The organism is Paenibacillus sp. FSL R10-2771, from assembly GCF_038000205.1.
GTDB classification, from domain to species: domain Bacteria; phylum Bacillota; class Bacilli; order Paenibacillales; family Paenibacillaceae; genus Paenibacillus_AQ; species Paenibacillus_AQ phytohabitans.
Map to the genome: position 1 here is coordinate 1,656,868 of NZ_JBBOBM010000001.1, position 18,542 is coordinate 1,675,409.

Consider the following 18,542-nt stretch of genomic DNA (forward strand, 5'->3'; position numbering starts at 1 on the left):
CGCAATAATTGTTGTTTCTGATTTAGATAACATAAAGTTAACTTTTTTCATAAATAATGTTATTTTTATGTCATTCATTGCTTCAAATGCTCTGATATAATTTCTGCTAGGTAGGCAAAAAAGGGGAATATAGTGTTCAAAAATGAACTTGTGTAGTAACAACTTAACCGAAAAAAATACCGTGAGTACATGGTGATATAAAAACGATGGAACTGGGAGACTTTAATCCATACGGGGGGATGAGATATGAAAAAAACATTAATGGCTTGTATGATGATAATGTTGATGCTGGCATCGGCTTGCGGAAATGTTGAAACGACATCAAATCCAAATACTTCTAGAGAACCTAAAGCTGAAACGGAAGAGTCTATTATTCCAAAAAACACATCCGAATATTGTACTGATGACCGTATAAATTTGGATAGTGAAACTGAAAAATATTTCTATGGAACTTGGAAAGTTGAGAAGCATTTAGGATTTGCCAATTCATATAATGATGCTTCTGAATATCCAACAGGGCAAAAATTTATCGGGGATGAACTTGTAATCGAAAAAGACTTTTTTTCATCAAAAGGACTAAAAAAGTATAAGAAATATCAATATGAACTAAAAAATCCAGTATATCAGATTACAGAAGCATGCTATAACTCGGACTCTTTTTATAGATCGTACAAAATACTTATCCCAGACTTAAATATAAATGATGAAGTAAAAGTCATAGATATAAGTGACCCTTCTACAAAACTTAGAATACCTGTAAGTGTAACTTTTTTTGTTGTTAATAACGATAGGGTTATCTTGTTATCAGAGGCAACTATTTTTGAGCTAAAAAAATTACTGATTAAATGAATTAAGATTATATTTTCCAAACAAGAAAGGTCAGCCTTTAGGCTGACCTTTCTTGTTTATGCCCTAAAACAATTAAACTATAGTGTATATACTGGATACTTGTGAGTATACTTCATGCCTGTACAAAATAAAGTTGCTTCATCATTTCTTCGTCTTTGTAAATTTCTATCGTATGAAAATGCTTTGCTGACCAATCTTGAACAAGTATCAATTTCATTTGTTGAAAGTGGCCATTAAAAGATGGATATATTTGCTGATATTCAAGCATAGCTTGAACATCACCGGTTGCTAGCACCCCGGAACCTCCATTAAAAGTGAATGAAACAAGTGCATCAAACTGAGATTGTGAAAATGTATGACCATTAGGGGGTACTAAATTATTTACAGCCTTTATAGCTTTTGCAGTATCCTCAGTAAAAAAAGTATTTGCCTTAGACTGAGAAATTGGTGATGTATAACCGAGGCTCAAAGAGCTTGATAGAGCATCAGCTTGTGCTTGGGTAAGAAGGGAATCATTTGCATTACCTGTTGTATTTTTAGTATATGTTTTAGTATTTGTTATCAAATGACCCCATCCAACAGTTGGAAACCCATAAAGATCTCCATAAAATTTCAAGGAAAATCCCTCATACGATTTGATAATGTTTGCTCCACTGGTGCCTAAAGAAAAATTCGACATATTAATCACTCCTGAAATTAAGATTAGGAGAAGAGCAATAGGAGGAATCATAGACAGAGCGCCATTCCCAAGTTTTCTGCAATGCCGTATTGTCTTCACAGTATATAAAGAGAAATGAGTTTCTTTTTTTACAACCACTCTCCATATTTTATTTCAATTCACTAATATTAAAAGTTTGTATAACCTCTATCATTTTGACATAGAGTTCCTGTTTTAAATCATCCCGATAATCGGCGGGTACTTGTCGCAAGGAGGCTTTGATCTTTGGTGTGAAAGATTCTAAGACCTGTAATGTTGCCTCCTGATCGTGGTATTGCTGAGCTTGAACTAAAAGTTGGGCCCACATAAAATCACCGCTTTACGTTTTTTTGTATTTCATTCTTCAAGTCAATGTTACCCTTCCTCATAATTCATTCCCCTTCCGTTATCAAGCTGCGCAGTTTAGATAGAGCTTTTAAGCGGTGTTTCGAGACATTTTGTTGGGATACTCCCATTAATCCGGCTATTTCCTTGTCATTTAGTGCTTGTACGTAAGCAAAAGATAAAATCTGTTGTTGTTGTGCTGAGAGAGATTCATAAGCTTGATAAAGTGAGTGATCCGTAATGTGATCTTTTAAATTTGGTGGCACAGATTCTGAATCATGAACAGTAAGTAAGACAGATTCCAGGTTTTCATCGTTGTCGAAAGTCAGCGGGAATCGGCTGTCCTTCATTCGTCTCTTTTTGTCATAATTGATAGAGTTATAATGAATAAGATTGGCCATATACTTGATAAAACGACGATTTACCTCATCATCCTTATTCAATATAAGCCCCCCTTCTTTATGGAGAGATTGCTGCTATGCTGCGCTCCCATTAAGCAGCCATACATATTAGGCAGCACCATAAAAAAAGAATCGGCATACGGATACGCCAGTTCTTGAAATAGTCTGCACTTGGTGATAGCGGCGCCGGTACTCCGCCAACAAAGAAGAAAATAAGCAAAACTTATAAGATATTTACTTAATTTTAGTTCTCATAAAAAAAGTACAGTTAAATCAGATCGATTCAACAGTACAAGGTTTTTGAACTATGCCATCTAGACTACGATCTCTACGCCAACGGGAATCCCTGCAACTGTTAAAATAGTAGTTAACGGATCTAACGGCATTTTTGTCTGCGAACCATAGCTTATTATTGTTGCCATCTATCATCACTCCATTTCAAAGGTATTCGATATTATATTGTGAACCGCAATGATAGAGTGGACTAAGCTCCTGATGATTATATACATTTAATCGCTATTGCTGTTCTTGCAGGCGGCAGCGAAAAACTCAGGTAAACGCTTCACTTAATCTTAAGTTTGGTAAGTATATTCATTAAGAAACGACTGTTATCATAACTTTGTGAGGGGATAAGCAGGATGACTTCCGGAAAATTCAAGCCCTTTGTAATCTTTTCCCCTCCAGAGGTTAATAATGCTTAGGACTAGCAGGCTGGAAAGGGGCATGGGATGAATGAAACGCAAACTTTTACTGACCGGAGCGGCTGGAAGGATCGGCAATGCACTCTTCAAAGGGCTGAACGAAGACGGCAGATACGAGGTTACCGGCGCAGATATACAGGCAGACGAAGAGCAGGGGATCGCCCAACTGGACATAAATGATGAAGCACGGCTGGCGGAGCTTACTAAAGATGTCGATACGGTGCTTCACTTTGCCTGGATTAAGGATGAAGACGATTTCCTCGGTAAGGTGCTTCAGGGGAATGTAGCGGGTGCGTATAAGCTGTTTGAGGCGGCGGTGCAGAATGGGGTGCGGCGCATTATATTCGCCAGCTCCAATCATGCGACCGGTTATTATAAGTCGGATGAGACAACGGGACCGTCTGACCCTTACCGGCCGGACAGCTTCTATGGATTAAGCAAATGTTATATCGAGCTGCTCGGCCGCCTGTACTCAGATCAGGGCAAGATTTCTTCACTGAATATCCGGATCGGCAACTTCCCCGGGGATGACCGTCCCCATTCGGAGCGGGCAGGGCATATCTGGATCTCGGAGCGTGATTTGCTGCAGCTGGTCAACTGCTGTATTCAGGCGGATGAGGACCTGCAATATTTGAATCTGTACGGGACCTCGGCGAATAGTGACAACTATTATACCATTGGTTATCTGGAGGAGCTGATCGGATACAAGCCCCAGGATGATGCGGCGGAGCTGCTCGAACAGGCCAAGGCGGAGGGCTGGGAAATACGCAAGGATGAAACCGAATATCAGGGCGGGCAGCAGGAGTAAGAAGCAGCGCAATCCGCGATTTCTGTTACCTGTATATAAAGAAGGCATGCGAAGATTATTTTTCGCGTGCTTTTTTTGTGCAAGCCATATACATACCTATACATACAAAGAAAAGGCTGAAACCCATCCCGAGCAAAGCACTGCTGTCCAGGGCTCCGGGGGAGTGCTGCATAGTCAGCAGGGTGTATTGAGTGACTACGATGGATACTAAGGCGTCGGTGAAGCTGAATATTTTGAGTGTGGATACAATGGGACCCTTCAGATGCCGGTTAGCCGTCATGCTGCAAACCGCCATCCCAAGCTTGGTGAATGAAACGGCAGCGACGAGATAGACAAGGTTTCCGCTGAAAATAAGGGCATCCCCGAGGACATACATCCGCAGGGAAACGAGCAGATAACTGATGCCCAGCAGGCAAAGGAACAGGCCGCTGCGCCTGTAAATGTTATGCTCCAGCTGGAGCCTCTCGCCGGGTTGTTCGATTTGTTTGACGGCTGCGAACTTGTGGAGCGCCTGACCTCTTGCCGCACTGAGAATCAAATAATAAATGGCGTTGGTGATCAACCAGCCGGAAAGGAGGTACACGCCAAGAATCAGCTTGCCTGCGCCAATCACCGCATTAACAGCAAGCGATACAGTATTGACCATGGCGGTACGCTCCTGATTTGATATGACATTTAGTTTCAGCACCACGGACCTGCGGTATCCCTTCATCGGGTCGGATGAGCTTTTTTCGTATTTCTCCCTATGGTAAACTTTAGGTAAATTATCTAGGGGGCTGGACATGAGAAAGAGTATAATGGCATTATTATTTCTGTTCTGTTTGACTGCTTGTGGATCTTCAAATGGAGGACTCACCACGAAAGACTTAGGCATAAAAAAGGCGGATGATGATAAAGCGGTTGTTCAGTATGGAATGAGTCGTGTGGATGCGGAAAAAGTGCTTGGTGAAGGCGAAGATATAAAAATCGGCAATTCATTCGCTTACAGCTCCGGAGTAAGGATTATGTACCGTGAGGATAAAGTGGCGGGTATTAATTTGACTGAAGAATCGGAGGATATGTATGAGACGGTCGGCGGTTTGAAAATCGGAATGTCCAAAGAGGATGTTAAGAAAATTTATGGGGATCAATATCTGGCGGATATTGAGAAAAATTTGGATTATGCTTACGATTCAGACAGCAAACAGTTTGTAAAAGAATCTGAGTGGGCTAAAAATATTGAAGATAACACAAAAATTCATCTCATTTCAGTTATGTTTGATGGTAGCGGAAATGTACGTAATATTCTGTTAACAGATAAGCAAATGGCCATAACGTATAGATGAATTGATAATGGTGTGTTCCCCTGCTTGCATTCAGTGGGGGTATTTACCTGCGAATATACATAATGTTCCAAGTGATTTGTGGTTCTGGATTGTACCGAGAAGATCCATACTCTATTCGCCAACTCATGGATTATGGCGGAGTAGTAAGGGGATACACGTCGCAATTATAATAGCCGCTGCCCGTTTTGTTCGGCAATTTGAATTTAGAGCATACATAAAGTAGCCCATTAACTTTTAATGATACATAATAAATAATCCCTGCTAACCCATCTGGTCGGCAGGGATTATTTATTGTCTGGCATGTTCAATTCATCCAATATCCTCAAGCAAATCCTTAGAATTATTACGTACATTGCCTACAGCCGAAGGAACCTTATAAGCCCGCATTTTCGCTGCATCGTAGGGCTTCAGCAGTTTTAATAATGACTCTACATCATCCTTGTCTCTCCCCAGCCAATCGGCCTCATCTTCAGGTCTCAATATAACCGGCATGCGGTCATGAATATCCTCCATCAAACTGTTCGGTGTAGTGGTAATGATGGTGCAGGTACTTAGTTTCTTTCCCTCCGGATCTTCCCAGGTGTCATACAATCCGGCGAAGGAGAAGAGGCTGCCATCACTCATGAGGATCCGATAGGGCTGCTTGCTGGTCCCGTCCTTCTTCCACTCATAAAATCCATCAGCCGGAATGATACAGCGCTTGGTTTTAAGCAGCCGTTTAAAGGCAGGCTTATCGGCCACTGTCTCCGCGCGTGCATTGATCATCTTACTGCCGATCTTCTCATCCTTGGCCCAAAACGGTACCAGCCCCCAACGTAGTTCCCCCAAGCGTTTCCCCGCGTCACTGGCAATTACCGCTGGAACATTATGCATAGGAGCTACATTATAATTGGGTTTCAGCGTAGCTATTTTGCTGTCATCGATTAAGTAGTGCGCAATTAGTTCTTCCAGGGTGACCGTAATGGTAAAGCGTCCACACATATAATCAACCTCCTCATCCAATTATAGCGCTTGGCTTCTATGGATAGAGGAGGTAAGTGTTGGATTGATTATTCAGTTGCAATTATGCCAGCTGACTTCACCTTAATATTGCGTGTTGCCCGACTGGCTGGTTTTACCTGAGGCAAAGCCCTTAAACAAGGTGGGCACATTGTGATAGCGGGTGTTGGTGATTTTTGCGGCGCTGCTGCTGCTGTCTGTACGGAAGATGGAATCTTTGACATTCGAGATGTCAGAGCTGTCCAGTGTGAAGTTCACGGCGTAGGAGGTTCCGCCGTTCTGGCGGGCCAGCTTGCCGATGTCGTCGGCTCTGAAGTTCTTAATGTTGATTGTCCCCGAAGCGTTTGCCTGGAACACTTTATCGTAAGCTTTATATGCACCTCCGCCTGTAATATTGACTGTACCGGAGGCTTTCAGCGTCAATGCATCCTCGCCCACATCCTGCCAGGTTACATTAGAGATTGTAGCGTTTCCATAACAGTGCACCCCGTCTGCGCCGGGAGCACCGATAATTACATTTTTGAGTGTAGCATTCTTCTCCAGCCGGAAGATTGGCTTCTGGTTCTCTGCCTGGCTGCCATCTCCAAGTGTACTCGCATTGGCGATATAAGTCTGGCCATTGCCGTTAAAGGTCTCTCCTGCTGGAACAACAATCGTTGTACTAACAACAATTGGCGTTGCAGCGGATACCTTGGCCGGACTGGCAACATAGAACGAAGACAACATAACAACCGACAGGAGTAAGCCCACAACCTTTTTCAATAATATTCCGCCCTTCAACTGTAGAGTATAGATCCGGCGAACCGGTATCTTGCAGGTGTCCTGACCAGATGTGCACCTCTGCCCGCACCCGATATATAGGATATTCGGAACACGTGTGCATAGAACAAATTAGTTCTGCTGAGATCAATTACCATATTTTCGACACAATTTGGAGGGAGCTGCAAGCTCAGTTATAGTGTATAACAATAGTAGAATGGAGGAGATTACATTGACGCAGGAAGAACTTATCCACGAGATTATGAACAATAATATGACAAGAGAGAAAGAAGAGAAAGTAAGAAAGTATAAGATTCTGAATACATATGCCAAGAAAGGACAGACCGTAATGGCCGGCTCCTCACTGATGGAGTATTTTCCGGTTAATGAATTACAGCAGACGCTGGAGAAGCAGACGATTATTTACAACCGCGGAATTGCAGGCTATGTAACCAGTGAGCTGTTAAATTCCCTGGAGGAATGTATTGTTGAGTTGGAGCCTTCTAAGCTGTTCATTAATATTGGCACCAATGACATCAGCTCAGCAGACGGCGAATATCATGTCGGGCATCTGCTTGCGAACTATAATGAGATTCTGACGCAGATCGGAGCAAGGCTGCCGGAATGCAAGGTGTATGTCATGGCGTACTATCCGGTGAATGCTAAGGCTGATTTCAGCGGAGTGGATCAAGAGATGAAGGCGGGAATGTTCAGCACCAGAACAAATGCCGCGTTACGCGAAGCCAATGCCGAAGTGGAGAAGCTGGCAGCGCAGCATGGGTATGCGTTCATTAATGTGAATGAAGGGTTGACGGATGAGGAAGGGAATCTGAACGAAGAGTGCACGATGGACGGGATTCATATGTATGCGAATGGTTACGCGGTGGTCCTTAATAATCTAAAAGAATATCTATAAGCGTAGGATAGAATGCAAAGCAGCGGTCCTCCGGAGCAGGAGAGCCGCTGTTCAGTTATAACGAGCCCTCAGATCAGTTCCCCTCTCCGCTTCAAATACACATACAGCACAATTCCCGACACGGAGCAGACCGCAGCACATAACCCGATGAAGCCATAGCCCGCCTGCAGGCCGCGCAGCAGACCAAGCTCGCTTGAACGGCCATAGACCGTCTTAACGAGTTCAATCACCCAGCCGATAATATAGTTCCCGATAACACTGCCGAGACCCATCAGCGTGACTACAAAAGTAATCGCAGTATCACTCCCGTTAGGATAGCGGCGGGCAATAAAGGCCATGACGGTAGGGTAGATGATCGCGATCCCTGCCCCGGACAAAGCGAACAGAAAAGCCAGACTTTCCCCGCCGGCCAGCGCTACAAAGGTACAACCTGCCGAGAACATTGAGAAAATAATCAGCGAGAGCACGAAGCCGATCCGGTCTGTCAGCGGTCCGATAACGAGTCTTCCCAGCGAGAACAGGAGGAAGAAGGCGGACAGCATGCCGGAGGCCTTGACGGTATCCCAGGCGTAAGCTTTTTCCAGAAAATTAACCAGCCAGCCGCCAACGGCGAGCTCGGAGACAACCCCGAAGGACAGGATCATTACCATCATCCAGAGCGCAGGATCGCGCATCAAGGTCTTGAAGGAAGTGCGGTCCTCATGCGGCAGATCATCCCCGGGAAACGTACTGCGCAGCGCCGACACAATCGGCAGCAGGCAGAGCGACAGCATCACCAGATACATCCCCCGCCAGTCCAGCATATGTCCAAACACACTCAGCGACATAACCCCGGTGGCCAGCAGCGGCGCTATAGTCGAACTCAGCCCATAGAAGAAGTGGGATAAATTCATCATCATCCCCGTGTTTTTTACAAAAATACGTGCTCCCAGAATCGCCAGGCCAATCTCCAGCATCCCGTTGCCGATGTACATCAGGAAGTAGGAGGAAGCGAATAGAGGGTAGGTATGCGACAGGAAAATCAGTACTCCGGAGAGAACCATTGAACCAAATGAAATAATGCTGACCGCCTTGATGCCCCATTTGCGGACGAGAATAGCAGTGAACGAGCAGGCGATCAGGTAGCCCAGCGCATTCAGCGAGAGCAGTGTACCCAGCTGTCCTTCATCCAGGTTGAAAGCGAGCTGAATCCGCGGGATTGCGGGTCCTTTAATATTTTCCGAGATTCCGAAGACGACAAAGCCCAGAAAAATGGTTACGAGCTGCATAATATAGATAGTGTTACGTTTGCCAGCAGAATTGCGTGCTTGAGCCTTCAAAGTGATGCCTCCTGAATGATGATAAAATAATGTTTGGCTTACTTCCGTTCCACCAGCTGAAACCGGTAGGTGAGGCTTTCCATGGTTGTTGTAATCAGTCCTGCCATGTATTCCCGGCGGGTGTCATTCTGGATGATCAGCTCTGGCATATGCTCGGGCGGAATAATCTCCTGGCACCCGCTGCGCAGATCCTCCAGCATCTCAGGCGATATATTGTCACCGGTGACAACGATCGTAGCAGGGTTAATGATGCTGATAATGGATACCAGTGCATGTATAGCCAGCTTGCCGGGATCTCCGCCCTTCTTCAGCAGCTGCAGCTGCTGCTCCCTCGGAATGCCATAAGGCAGGTAAGACACTTCTCCGCTGAAGAAGCTGTTCCCGTTAAGCAATCGTCCATTCACCATAAAGCCGGCTCCCGGGAAATGATCCTTGGGGAAGGTCAGCACGGCAAAATGGCTCTCCGCATCCGGAAACAGCCGCTGATACAAGCCGTAAACCGTCAGATTCATATCGTTCTCGATAATAATCTCAACCTCTTCATAGCGCTCCTTCAGCAGAATGCCAAGGGGCTGATCTGCGAGCGCCGGAACATCACAGATTCCAATCTGGTCCTGCTGGACTACACCGGGAATGCCGATGCCGACCGCCTGAACATTCGGGTGAACCTCAATAATCTGATCCAGCCAGTCCGTGAGGGTGTCTATGGTAATTTGCTCATGCACCTTGTCCGTTTGCTCCATGATCTCACCATTCAGATTCGCCAGCGCATAACTAATGGATTGAATTCCGCCCTCCGAACGCACGATCATACAGATCATGAGGGAATAATTGGCGTTGAACTGATATTTCCGTGCCGGTCTGCCGCCGCTGGATTCCTCCCACCCAAGCTCCAGAATCTCCCCGGTCTGAACCAGTTCATTGAGAATGGTGCCGCAGGTGGCTACACTCAGCCGGGTCTGTCCGGCGATGGAGGCTTTGGTGCCTGTGCCGGATGAGCGGAGTATATTTTTCACCAGTTCCACGTTTATTTTCTTCACCAGCTGTGTGTTATGAGACGGATTTACCATAGCGCAACCTTCCTCCCGGATGATTATAATCCTATTATTAAAAGAGTTGTAATAAGTGTATTGTAGTGACTTCCCGGCAAATAAGCAAGCGATGATTAGCAGAACCGCACCGCAGCATTAACACATGATCAACGCAGTTCACTCGGTGTCCGCTGCTTGACCTGTTTAAATACACGGTTGAAGGTGCGGATGTTGGAGAAACCGCATTCCAGCGCGATATCGAGTATGCTTGTGTCTGTATTCAGCAGCAGCCGTTCGGCCTGATTGACCCGGATACTATTGAGGTACGAAATGTAACTCATGCCCGAGATGCTTTTGAAGAAGCGGGAGAAATAGAACAGGCTCATGTTGGCGTGATTGGCGGCGTCGGCAAGGGTGATGGGATGCATGTAATTGACGTCAAGGTATTCCAGAACCTCCTGCATGATCTTCATATTCGTAATGCGCCGTTTATCCTTATGAGGATTGACTAATCCCAGCGGCATATGCCGCAGAATCAATGCGCACAGCTCGTGCAAAAGGCCGGTCATCAGCTGCTCGTGATGCGGAGGCTTCAGAAGATGCTCCTGCAGCAGCTCCTGCATAATCGCGGACAGACGCCGGTTAATGACCTCATCCTCCGGTGTGGACGGCCGGTTCTCCCGGAAAGGGGAGGTGAGCCGCAGATTCAGGGGCCAGCCTGCAGGGAAGCCGATCAGCGCCGGGTTAAAGATGACAAGAATAAGCTTCGATGTGTTGTCCTTGCTGTCATAGTAGTGAATATCTCCGCTGCTGCATACGGCCAGATCGCCTGCCTGAAGCACCCGTGTTTCAGAGTTGATCCCCATCCGGATCGAGCCTTCCAGTACATAGATGATCTCCAGATCATTATGCCAGTGGGCCAGGAAATCTATATTGTGACTCACAAATGCAGTGAAGGGAAAAGCTGTTCCATACGTTCTGTTCTCGTGAAAAGCTCTCATGATATCTCCTGTTCTGTTCTTCGCTATTTAGATCTAAACATAGCAAAAAATGACCATTCATACAAGCAAAATGGCGAGCATCCCCCACCGGTTTGGATTACAATTTCTTCAGGGTATAGACGTGCTATTCAATCCAAAACCAAATTTGATTTCAGGATAAAAAGGAGAACTTGATATGGCGAAGAAGGCATTGATTGTAAAAGGCGGATGGGATGGTCATGAACCGAATGAGGTTGCGGCGATTTTTGCCGGCATTCTGGAGGCTGAAGGGTTCGAGGTAGAGGTGTCGGATACGCTGGACAGCTTCAACAATGCCGAGGCGCTTAAGGAATTAAGCCTGATTGTGCCGGTATGGACAATGGGTGAAATTGCGGGTGAACAGGTGTCAGCGGTGCTGGCGGCTGTGGCTTCCGGGGTAGGCATTGCCGGTTGTCACGGCGGGATGTGCGACTCCTTCCGTAACAATACAGAATGGCAATTTTTGACCGGGTCACAGTGGGTGGCGCATCCCTTCAACGACGGGGTGGACTATGAAGTGAACATCGTAAGATCCGGCTCCAGCCCGATTGTGGAAGGCATCCCGGATTTCAAGGTGAAGTCCGAGCAGTATTATCTGCATGTAGATCCGGCGGTAGATGTACTGGCTACTACGACTTTTGTGCTGAGCGAAGGCGACCATTCGGCGAACGGTGTGATCACCATGCCGGTTGTTTATACGAAACGCTGGGGCCAGGGCAAGGTATTCTATAATTCGCTTGGACATCATGCGGATGTCTTCGATATTCCGGAAGCCAAGGAACTGATGCGTAAAGGCTTCATCTGGGCAGCAAAATAAACCGAGACAAGGTGGGACTCATTGTGCATAAAGTGAAGGTAGGCATCGTCGGCTGCGGGAATATCAGCGGCATTTATTTTGAGAATTTGACCGGAACCTTTGTGAATACGGAGGTCTACGCCTGTGCCGATCTGGACCCTGAACGGGCCGCGCAGGCAGCGGAGAAATATGGAGTTCCTCATGTATGGACGACAGAGGAATTGCTGGCTTCGGAAGAAATAGAGATTGTCGTGAATCTGACAACGCCTAATTTCCACTTCGATGTCTGTAAGCAGGCTCTGCTGGCCGGCAAGCATGTGTACGTGGAGAAGCCGCTGTCACTAACGCTAGAGAATGGAACCGAGCTTGTTAAGCTGGCAAAAGAAAAGAATCTGTTCGTCGGCTGCGCGCCGGACACCTTCCTCGGAGGCGGCCTGCAAACCTGCGCCAAGCTGATTGCGGACGGCTATATCGGAGAGCCGGTTGCCGCAACCGCCTTCATGCTCTGCCATGGTCACGAGAGCTGGCATCCGGACCCTGAGTTCTACTATCAGGCGGGCGGCGGACCGATGTTTGATATGGGGCCGTATTATCTTACGGCGCTGGTATCCTTGCTCGGCCCGGCGAAGACGGTATGCGGGATCACCAAAACCTCATTCGCCACGCGGACGATCACCAGTGAGAAGAAGTTCGGCAAGGTGGTTGATGTCGAAGTCCCTACACATGTGGCCGGAACCATCGGGTTCGCGAGCGGTGCCGTGGCTACGATGATTACGAGCTTCGATGTCTGGCACAGCACGCTGCCGCGGATCGAAATCTACGGCTCGCTCGGCACACTGATCGTACCCGACCCGAACACCTTCGGCGGGCCGGTCCTGCTGCGGCCGGCGCACAGCACGGAATTCCAGGAGATTCCGCTGATCTACAATTATGCCGGGAACAGCCGCGGCATTGGCGTAGCGGATATGGCCCGCTGTATCGGGACAGGAGACACCCCGCGCGCGAATGGCGAGCTGGCAAATCATGTCCTTGAGATTATGCATGCGTTCCACACCAGCTCGGACACTAAGCGTTATGCGGAGCTGGTGACCAGCTGCGAGCAGCCGAAGCTGCTTCCGCTGGGGTTGGTTAAGGGTTACTTGGAGTAGTTAATGTATCTTGTATAGTCAAAAAACGGCGATCTGTCCCCGGGTTATGGGGATGAATCGCCGTTTTCGTGCGTGGCTCAGCTACCCTAGTAAGTACCTTGTCGCGCCAGCCGTCCGACTAACCTGCTCCGTACCTTGTCGCGCCAGCCGTCCGACTAATCTGCTCCGTACCTTGTCGCGCCAGTAGTTTGACTAACCTGCTCTGTACCTTGTCGCGCCAGTAGTTTGACTAATCTGCTCCGTACCTTGTCGCGCGCGCCTCCAATGCTGACCAATCGAAATAAGTGGAAAAACGACGTTTAATATCTCATCCAATACTAAAAATAGGATAATAAGTGGAAAAAGTACAATTAATTCTGCCGAATCTGCCTTTCACTAGAGAAATGGAGTAATTAGATGCTCTTTATCCACTTATTGTTTATAGCCTGTTTGATTATTGGAATTTAGATGTACATTTTCCACTTAATTAATATTGGACTAGAGACAAACCTATCAAAATGAGCCACAACTGCGATACATGTACAATTTCCCGCTGCAGATTGCTCACGCACCCTTGCTTTAACCCAATATTACTGTTACTTATGCATAACGAGAGACTCTCTGGAGTGACGCGGCCAATTAGTGTTAAAGATACTATTCAGTAACTATCACCGCTATTAGTGCAGTTCCCGCTACACTTTCAATATCATCGCAATCACGGCTATTGCCGCTACATTCCCCCTTATACCTTTCCCCCTGTCTTAATATCATTTATCTGTACTACGCAAACATCTGTCTTACGCACACCGCATACGGCACACCGCACACCGTTAACGGATAAGCGCTATTGACAACCTGTATATACAGGTTTAAACTGTGTGAAGTGTTTGACCTTGTATATACAAGTTTAATGATTGAAAGACAGCAATTCTTTTGGAGGTGCTTAATTTGACCCAGTCCCGGTATTCAGAATGGTGGCGCCGGTCCACAGTGTATCAGGTGTACCCGAAGAGCTTCAAGGACACGACAGGCAATGGAACGGGAGATATAAAAGGCCTTACTGAGAAATTGGATTATTTGCAGGAGCTTGGGATTGATATCGTCTGGCTGCAGCCGGTCTATGTCTCGCCCCAATATGATAACGGTTACGATGTTGCGGATTATGAGAATATTAACCCTGATTTTGGCACGATGGAGGATTTCGATGAGCTGATAGAGGAGCTGCACCGGCGCGGCATGAAGCTGATGACCGATATCGTAGTCAATCATACCTCGACGGAGCATGAATGGTTCAAACAGTCGATTTCAGGCAAGGACAACCCGTATCGTAATTATTATATCTGGAAGGACCCGGCACCAGACGGCGGCGTGCCGAATAACTGGCAATCGAAGTTCGGGGGGCCTGCCTGGCAGTTCGATGAAGCTTCAGGACAATATTATCTTACCTTGTTCGACAAGACTCAGGCCGATCTGAATTGGGAGAATGCGGAGGTCCGCAGAGCGGTCAGCGATATGATGCTGTTCTGGGCACGCAAGGGTGTGGACGGGTTCCGGATGGATGTCATTAATTTAATTTCCAAGGACCAGCAGTTCCCTAATGATGACGGGAGTGTACCGCCAGGGGATGGACGGAAGTTCTATACAGACGGACCACGGGTTCATGAATACATCAAAGACATGTATAAAGAGGTATTCGGCCCGTTTGAGATGGTGACGGTCGGGGAGATGTCCTCCACTACCCTTGCACATTGTATCCGCTACTCGAACCCTGAAGAGCGGGAGTTCTCCATGACCTTCAATTTCCACCATCTGAAGGTGGATTATCCGGGCGGACGGAAGTGGGAGCTGATGCCCTATGATTTCGAGGCATTGAAACGGCTGTTCAGTGAGTGGCAGACCGGAATGCAGCAGGGCGGAGGCTGGAACGCTTTATTCTTCAACAATCATGATCAGCCGCGGGCGCTCTCCAGATTCACCGATGATGATGTCTACCGCGAAGAAAGCGCGAAACTCCTGGCTACAACGCTGCATGGACTTCAAGGAACACCATATGTCTATCAGGGCGAGGAGATCGGCATGCCGAATCCGAAGTGGAAGGGCATCGAAGAATTCCGCGATATTGAGTCCCTGAACATGTACCGCATTCTGCAGGAACAGGGCAAGAGCCCGGAAGCGGCCCTCAGCATCCTGCAGGAACGTTCGCGCGACAATTCCCGTACGCCGATGCAGTGGGATGACAGTCCGAATGCCGGATTCACCAGCAGTACGCCCTGGCTTAAGGTCGACGAGCGGTACCCGGACATTAATGTGCAAAAAGAACTGGAGCGGCCGGATTCGATCCTCCATCATTACCGCACGCTGATTGCGCTGCGCAAAGAGCATGCTGTATTTATCGACGGTGTATTCCGCAGATTGGATGAAGGTCATCCCGAGGTGTTCGCTTATGCCCGGACAGGGATAGGGGAGACCCTTGTTGTGGTCTCGAACTTCAGCAGTAAGGAGATTAGCTTCCGGTTCGCGGACAAGCATTGGGCAGACTTAAGCCAAGCGGGTAAGGACAAGCTTCTAACCGGTAATACAGCCGATGCACCTGCATTAACACAAGAGCTTCAGCTGAGTCCTTATGCTTCCTATATGTGGTTAACAACATCTAATACTTAAGGAGTGATGATATGGCTATTGACCGCAAGAATGTAGAGGATATTGTACGGGCGGTTGGGGGCAAGGAGAATATTGAGGTCGCGACGCATTGCGTAACCCGGCTAAGATTCTCGCTCTATGACGAGAGCAAGGTCGATTCAGCAGCGCTGGACGCCAATGACCTTGTCAAAGGACAATTTTCCAGCCAGGGCCAGTTCCAGATCGTAATTGGTCCGGGAACCGTTGATAAAGTGTATGACGAAATGATTCAGCTGACCGGCGGTGCCCGTTCTTCCAAGGATGAGGTGAAATCGGCAGCAGCCCGTAAGCAGAATCCTCTGCAGCGGGCGATTAAGACGCTGGCCGATATCTTTATTCCGATCCTTCCGGCCATTGTAACCGCAGGTTTGCTGCTCGGGATCAATAATATACTTACTGGACCGGGTATCTTCTTCAGCCAGTCGCTGGTCGATGTCTATCCGCAGTGGAAAGATATTGCGGCGATTATCAATACGATTGCCAGCACAGCCTTCACGTTCTTACCGGCCCTGATCGGCTGGGCGGCAGTGACCCGGTTCGGCGGCAGTCCGCTGCTCGGGATTGTGCTCGGACTTATTCTCGTTCATCCGGATTTATTAAGTGCCTACGGTTATGCCAGTGCTTCTACGGAAGGAACGGTTCCAACCTGGAATTTGTTTGGCTGGCATCTGGAGAAAATCGGTTATCAGGGACAGGTATTGCCGGTGCTGGTCTCGGCCTATATTCTGGCCGGTATTGAGAAGTTCCTGAACAAGAGGGTACATGACTCGATTAAACTGCTGGTTGTTGCGCCAGTGACTCTGCTGATTACAGGTTTCCTGGCGTTCACAATCATCGGACCGGTTACCTTCGGCATTGCCAATGCGATCACTTCCGGACTGGTCTATGTGTTCGATCATTTCGCGATTCTAGGCGGCTTAATCTATGGCGGATTCTACGCGCTATTGGTCATCACAGGGATGCATCATACCTTCCTGGCGGTTGACGTTCAGCTTATCGGCAGTGAAGGAGGCACGTTCCTCTGGCCGATGCTCGCTCTCTCCAACATTGCACAGGGGGCTGCGGCACTGGCGATGATGTTCGTCATCAAAGAACAGAAGACGAAGGGACTTGCGGTGACCTCTTCAATCTCTGCCTTCCTCGGAGTCACCGAACCGGCGATCTTTGGGGTCAATATCCGCTACCGTTATCCGTTCATCTTCGGGATGATCGGCTCTGCACTGGGCGGGGTTCTGCTCACGATTAACCAGGTCCGCGCTTCTTCCATTGGCGTTGGCGGGGTTCCCGGCTTCCTGTCCATCTTCCCGAACCAGTGGGGCGTATTCTTCGTGGGTATGGCGATTGTCCTGATCGTGCCGTTTGTGGCTACTGTGCTGTATGGCCGTGCTGTCGTCAGCCGTGCCGAGAAGAGTTCAGTTGTAGCCGCAGGCGGAACAACAACGGTCAGCCCTCCGGCCGTACAAGATGAACTCAGCAGCCGCCAGTCCGTTCAAGGCTCACAGGAGCCGGTGAACATACTGGAGCTGGCTGCACCGCTCAGCGGTACGGCAGTACCGCTTGCGCAGGTACCCGATCCTGCTTTTGCCGAGGGGCAGATGGGTCAGGGGGTTGCAATTGAACCCTCCGAAGGGAAAGTATATGCACCGTTTGATGCGACAGTCGCCCATGTAATCAAGAGCAAACATGCGCTTATTCTGGAGCATGCCAGCGGCGTGCAGGTACTTATTCACGTAGGGATAAATACGGTGTCGCTCAAGGGCAGCGGGTTCACCCAGCTTAAGAATATTGGCGATAAGGTGAAAGCCGGCGAGCTTCTGCTGGAATTCGATATGGATGCTATCCGTGCAGCCGGTTACCCGGTGATTACCCCAATCATCATTCCTGCGGGGCAGGAGATGGTGGAGAAGATTGAGGAGAAGACGGGACCAGTGGCGGCAAAGCAGACCAGTATTTTGACTATTCATCTTAAGGGTTGATCCGGCCCGCCCCCGAATTGAATCCATGCGTCCAGAGCCACGGCGTGATACAATATAGGGCGGTGATCTATAATGAGAGAAAATATATATTTGCAAATCTATAAAGAATACAGTAGCCAGATCCATTCCGGCCAGCTGCTGCCGGGGACCAAGCTGCCTTCTGAAAGTGAGCTGGCCGAGGCGTACTGCACTTCGCGGGAAACGGTGCGCAAAGCGCTGAATCTGCTGTTTCGTGAGGGTTATATTCACAAAATCAAAGGCAGAGGCTCGTTTGTGCTGGATATGACCCGGATGGATTTTCCCGTTACCGGCCTGATCTCGTTCAAGGAAATGGCAGGTACTCTCGGTGCTCCCTCACGGACACTGGTAGAGGAAACGGTGATGGAGCCGGCCGGCTCTGCGCTGGCCAGACAGCTGCAGGTTCCGGAGGATACCCCGGTATGGAAGGTGATCCGCGCCAGAGAGATTGAAGAAGAACGGATCATTCTGGACAAGGATTATTTCCGGGCGGATATTGTGCCGTTCTTAAGCGCAGAGATCGCGGCAGGCTCTATCTATGAATATCTGGAAGTGGAGCTGGGGCTGAAAATCAGTTATGCGAAGAAGCTGATATCCGTTGAGCCTGCAACGGAGGAGGATCACCGCCTGCTTGATCTGAAGAAATATACGCATATTGTCGTAGTGCGGAACTATGTGTATCTGGAGAATACGGTGCTGTTCCAATATACCGAATCCAGACACCGGCTGGATAAGTTTCAGTTCGTGGATTTTGCCAGACGGGTGCGGCGGTAATAT

Annotated in this window: 18 protein-coding genes; 9 read left to right on the forward strand and 9 right to left on the reverse strand. The window is 48.1% G+C overall.

What is annotated here, in order from left to right:
• Positions 1 to 246: 246 nt before the first annotated feature.
• Positions 247 to 849 carry a hypothetical protein gene (locus NSU14_RS06935; protein ID WP_340943734.1) on the forward strand — a complete coding sequence of 201 codons (603 nt, stop codon included), beginning with the start codon at positions 247 to 249 and terminating at the stop codon, positions 847 to 849.
• A gap of 112 nt (positions 850 to 961) precedes the next feature.
• Here the strand turns inward: NSU14_RS06935 and NSU14_RS06940 are convergent, their stop codons facing one another.
• From NSU14_RS06940 to NSU14_RS06945, 3 genes are all read right to left on the reverse strand, one after another.
• Entirely contained in the window at positions 962 to 1,528 is a 567-nt protein-coding gene (locus NSU14_RS06940; RefSeq protein ID WP_340943736.1) for a lysozyme, read from the reverse strand.
• Between the two features lie 148 nt (positions 1,529 to 1,676).
• Complete coding sequence (locus tag NSU14_RS35945; RefSeq protein WP_418793968.1) at positions 1,677 to 1,874, reverse strand: helix-turn-helix domain-containing protein; 198 nt, start codon at positions 1,872 to 1,874, stop codon at positions 1,677 to 1,679.
• 64 nt (positions 1,875 to 1,938) lie between these two features.
• Positions 1,939 to 2,334 carry a sigma-70 family RNA polymerase sigma factor gene (locus NSU14_RS06945; protein WP_340943737.1) on the reverse strand — a complete coding sequence of 132 codons (396 nt, stop codon included), beginning with the start codon at positions 2,332 to 2,334 and terminating at the stop codon, positions 1,939 to 1,941.
• A gap of 690 nt (positions 2,335 to 3,024) precedes the next feature.
• On the opposite strand from NSU14_RS06945, the gene NSU14_RS06950 reads away from it, so the two are divergent.
• Positions 3,025 to 3,801: an NAD-dependent epimerase/dehydratase family protein gene (locus NSU14_RS06950; protein WP_042138959.1), complete on the forward strand. Its 777-nt coding sequence runs from the start codon at positions 3,025 to 3,027 to the stop codon at positions 3,799 to 3,801.
• A gap of 55 nt (positions 3,802 to 3,856) precedes the next feature.
• On the opposite strand, the gene NSU14_RS06955 is transcribed toward NSU14_RS06950, so the two are convergent.
• On the reverse strand, positions 3,857 to 4,447 hold the full coding sequence (locus tag NSU14_RS06955; RefSeq protein WP_340943741.1) for a hypothetical protein: 591 nt from the start codon (positions 4,445 to 4,447) through the stop codon (positions 3,857 to 3,859).
• Positions 4,448 to 4,583: 136 nt separating this feature from the next.
• On the opposite strand from NSU14_RS06955, the gene NSU14_RS06960 reads away from it, so the two are divergent.
• Positions 4,584 to 5,126, forward strand: a complete 543-nt coding sequence (locus NSU14_RS06960) for a thiol-activated cytolysin C-terminal domain-containing protein (RefSeq protein ID WP_340943743.1) — start codon at positions 4,584 to 4,586, stop codon at positions 5,124 to 5,126.
• 309 nt (positions 5,127 to 5,435) lie between these two features.
• Here the strand turns inward: NSU14_RS06960 and NSU14_RS06965 are convergent, their stop codons facing one another.
• Together NSU14_RS06965 and NSU14_RS06970 are read right to left on the reverse strand one after the other, a co-directional pair.
• The gene (locus tag NSU14_RS06965) at positions 5,436 to 6,107 is read right to left on the reverse strand and encodes an SOS response-associated peptidase (protein WP_340943745.1); all 672 of its coding nucleotides are present in this window, start codon (positions 6,105 to 6,107) and stop codon (positions 5,436 to 5,438) included.
• A gap of 102 nt (positions 6,108 to 6,209) precedes the next feature.
• The gene (locus tag NSU14_RS06970) at positions 6,210 to 6,851 is read right to left on the reverse strand and encodes a pectate lyase (RefSeq protein ID WP_445670085.1); all 642 of its coding nucleotides are present in this window, start codon (positions 6,849 to 6,851) and stop codon (positions 6,210 to 6,212) included.
• 265 nt (positions 6,852 to 7,116) lie between these two features.
• Here NSU14_RS06970 and NSU14_RS06975 point away from each other — a divergent pair, with 265 nt between their 5' ends.
• Positions 7,117 to 7,800, forward strand: coding sequence for a GDSL-type esterase/lipase family protein (locus NSU14_RS06975; RefSeq protein WP_076244547.1), 684 nt, complete (start codon positions 7,117 to 7,119; stop codon positions 7,798 to 7,800).
• Between the two features lie 68 nt (positions 7,801 to 7,868).
• Here the strand turns inward: NSU14_RS06975 and NSU14_RS06980 are convergent, their stop codons facing one another.
• From NSU14_RS06980 to NSU14_RS06990, 3 genes are all read right to left on the reverse strand, one after another.
• Positions 7,869 to 9,068, reverse strand: a complete 1,200-nt coding sequence (locus NSU14_RS06980) for an MFS transporter (protein ID WP_076244688.1) — start codon at positions 9,066 to 9,068, stop codon at positions 7,869 to 7,871.
• A gap of 89 nt (positions 9,069 to 9,157) precedes the next feature.
• Positions 9,158 to 10,189, reverse strand: a complete 1,032-nt coding sequence (locus tag NSU14_RS06985; protein ID WP_340943752.1) for an ROK family protein — start codon at positions 10,187 to 10,189, stop codon at positions 9,158 to 9,160.
• 128 nt (positions 10,190 to 10,317) lie between these two features.
• A complete protein-coding gene (locus NSU14_RS06990) occupies positions 10,318 to 11,151 on the reverse strand; it encodes a helix-turn-helix transcriptional regulator (protein ID WP_042138949.1) in 834 nt (277 codons plus the stop codon).
• A 175-nt stretch (positions 11,152 to 11,326) separates the two neighbouring features.
• Between NSU14_RS06990 and NSU14_RS06995 the strand changes: the two genes are divergently transcribed.
• The 5 genes from NSU14_RS06995 to treR all read left to right on the forward strand — a co-directional run bounded on the left by NSU14_RS06995 (position 11,327) and on the right by treR (position 18,539).
• Entirely contained in the window at positions 11,327 to 11,986 is a 660-nt protein-coding gene (locus tag NSU14_RS06995) for a ThuA domain-containing protein (RefSeq protein ID WP_042138948.1), read from the forward strand.
• 23 nt (positions 11,987 to 12,009) lie between these two features.
• The gene (locus tag NSU14_RS07000; protein WP_340943754.1) at positions 12,010 to 13,113 is read left to right on the forward strand and encodes a Gfo/Idh/MocA family protein; all 1,104 of its coding nucleotides are present in this window, start codon (positions 12,010 to 12,012) and stop codon (positions 13,111 to 13,113) included.
• Between the two features lie 927 nt (positions 13,114 to 14,040).
• Positions 14,041 to 15,753, forward strand: a complete 1,713-nt coding sequence (gene treC, locus NSU14_RS07005) for an alpha,alpha-phosphotrehalase (protein WP_445670000.1) — start codon at positions 14,041 to 14,043, stop codon at positions 15,751 to 15,753.
• An 11-nt stretch (positions 15,754 to 15,764) separates the two neighbouring features.
• Positions 15,765 to 17,747, forward strand: coding sequence for a PTS system trehalose-specific EIIBC component (gene treP / locus NSU14_RS07010; RefSeq protein ID WP_340943757.1), 1,983 nt, complete (start codon positions 15,765 to 15,767; stop codon positions 17,745 to 17,747).
• A 72-nt stretch (positions 17,748 to 17,819) separates the two neighbouring features.
• Positions 17,820 to 18,539, forward strand: coding sequence for a trehalose operon repressor (treR, locus tag NSU14_RS07015; protein ID WP_042138944.1), 720 nt, complete (start codon positions 17,820 to 17,822; stop codon positions 18,537 to 18,539).
• Positions 18,540 to 18,542 lie beyond the last annotated feature (3 nt).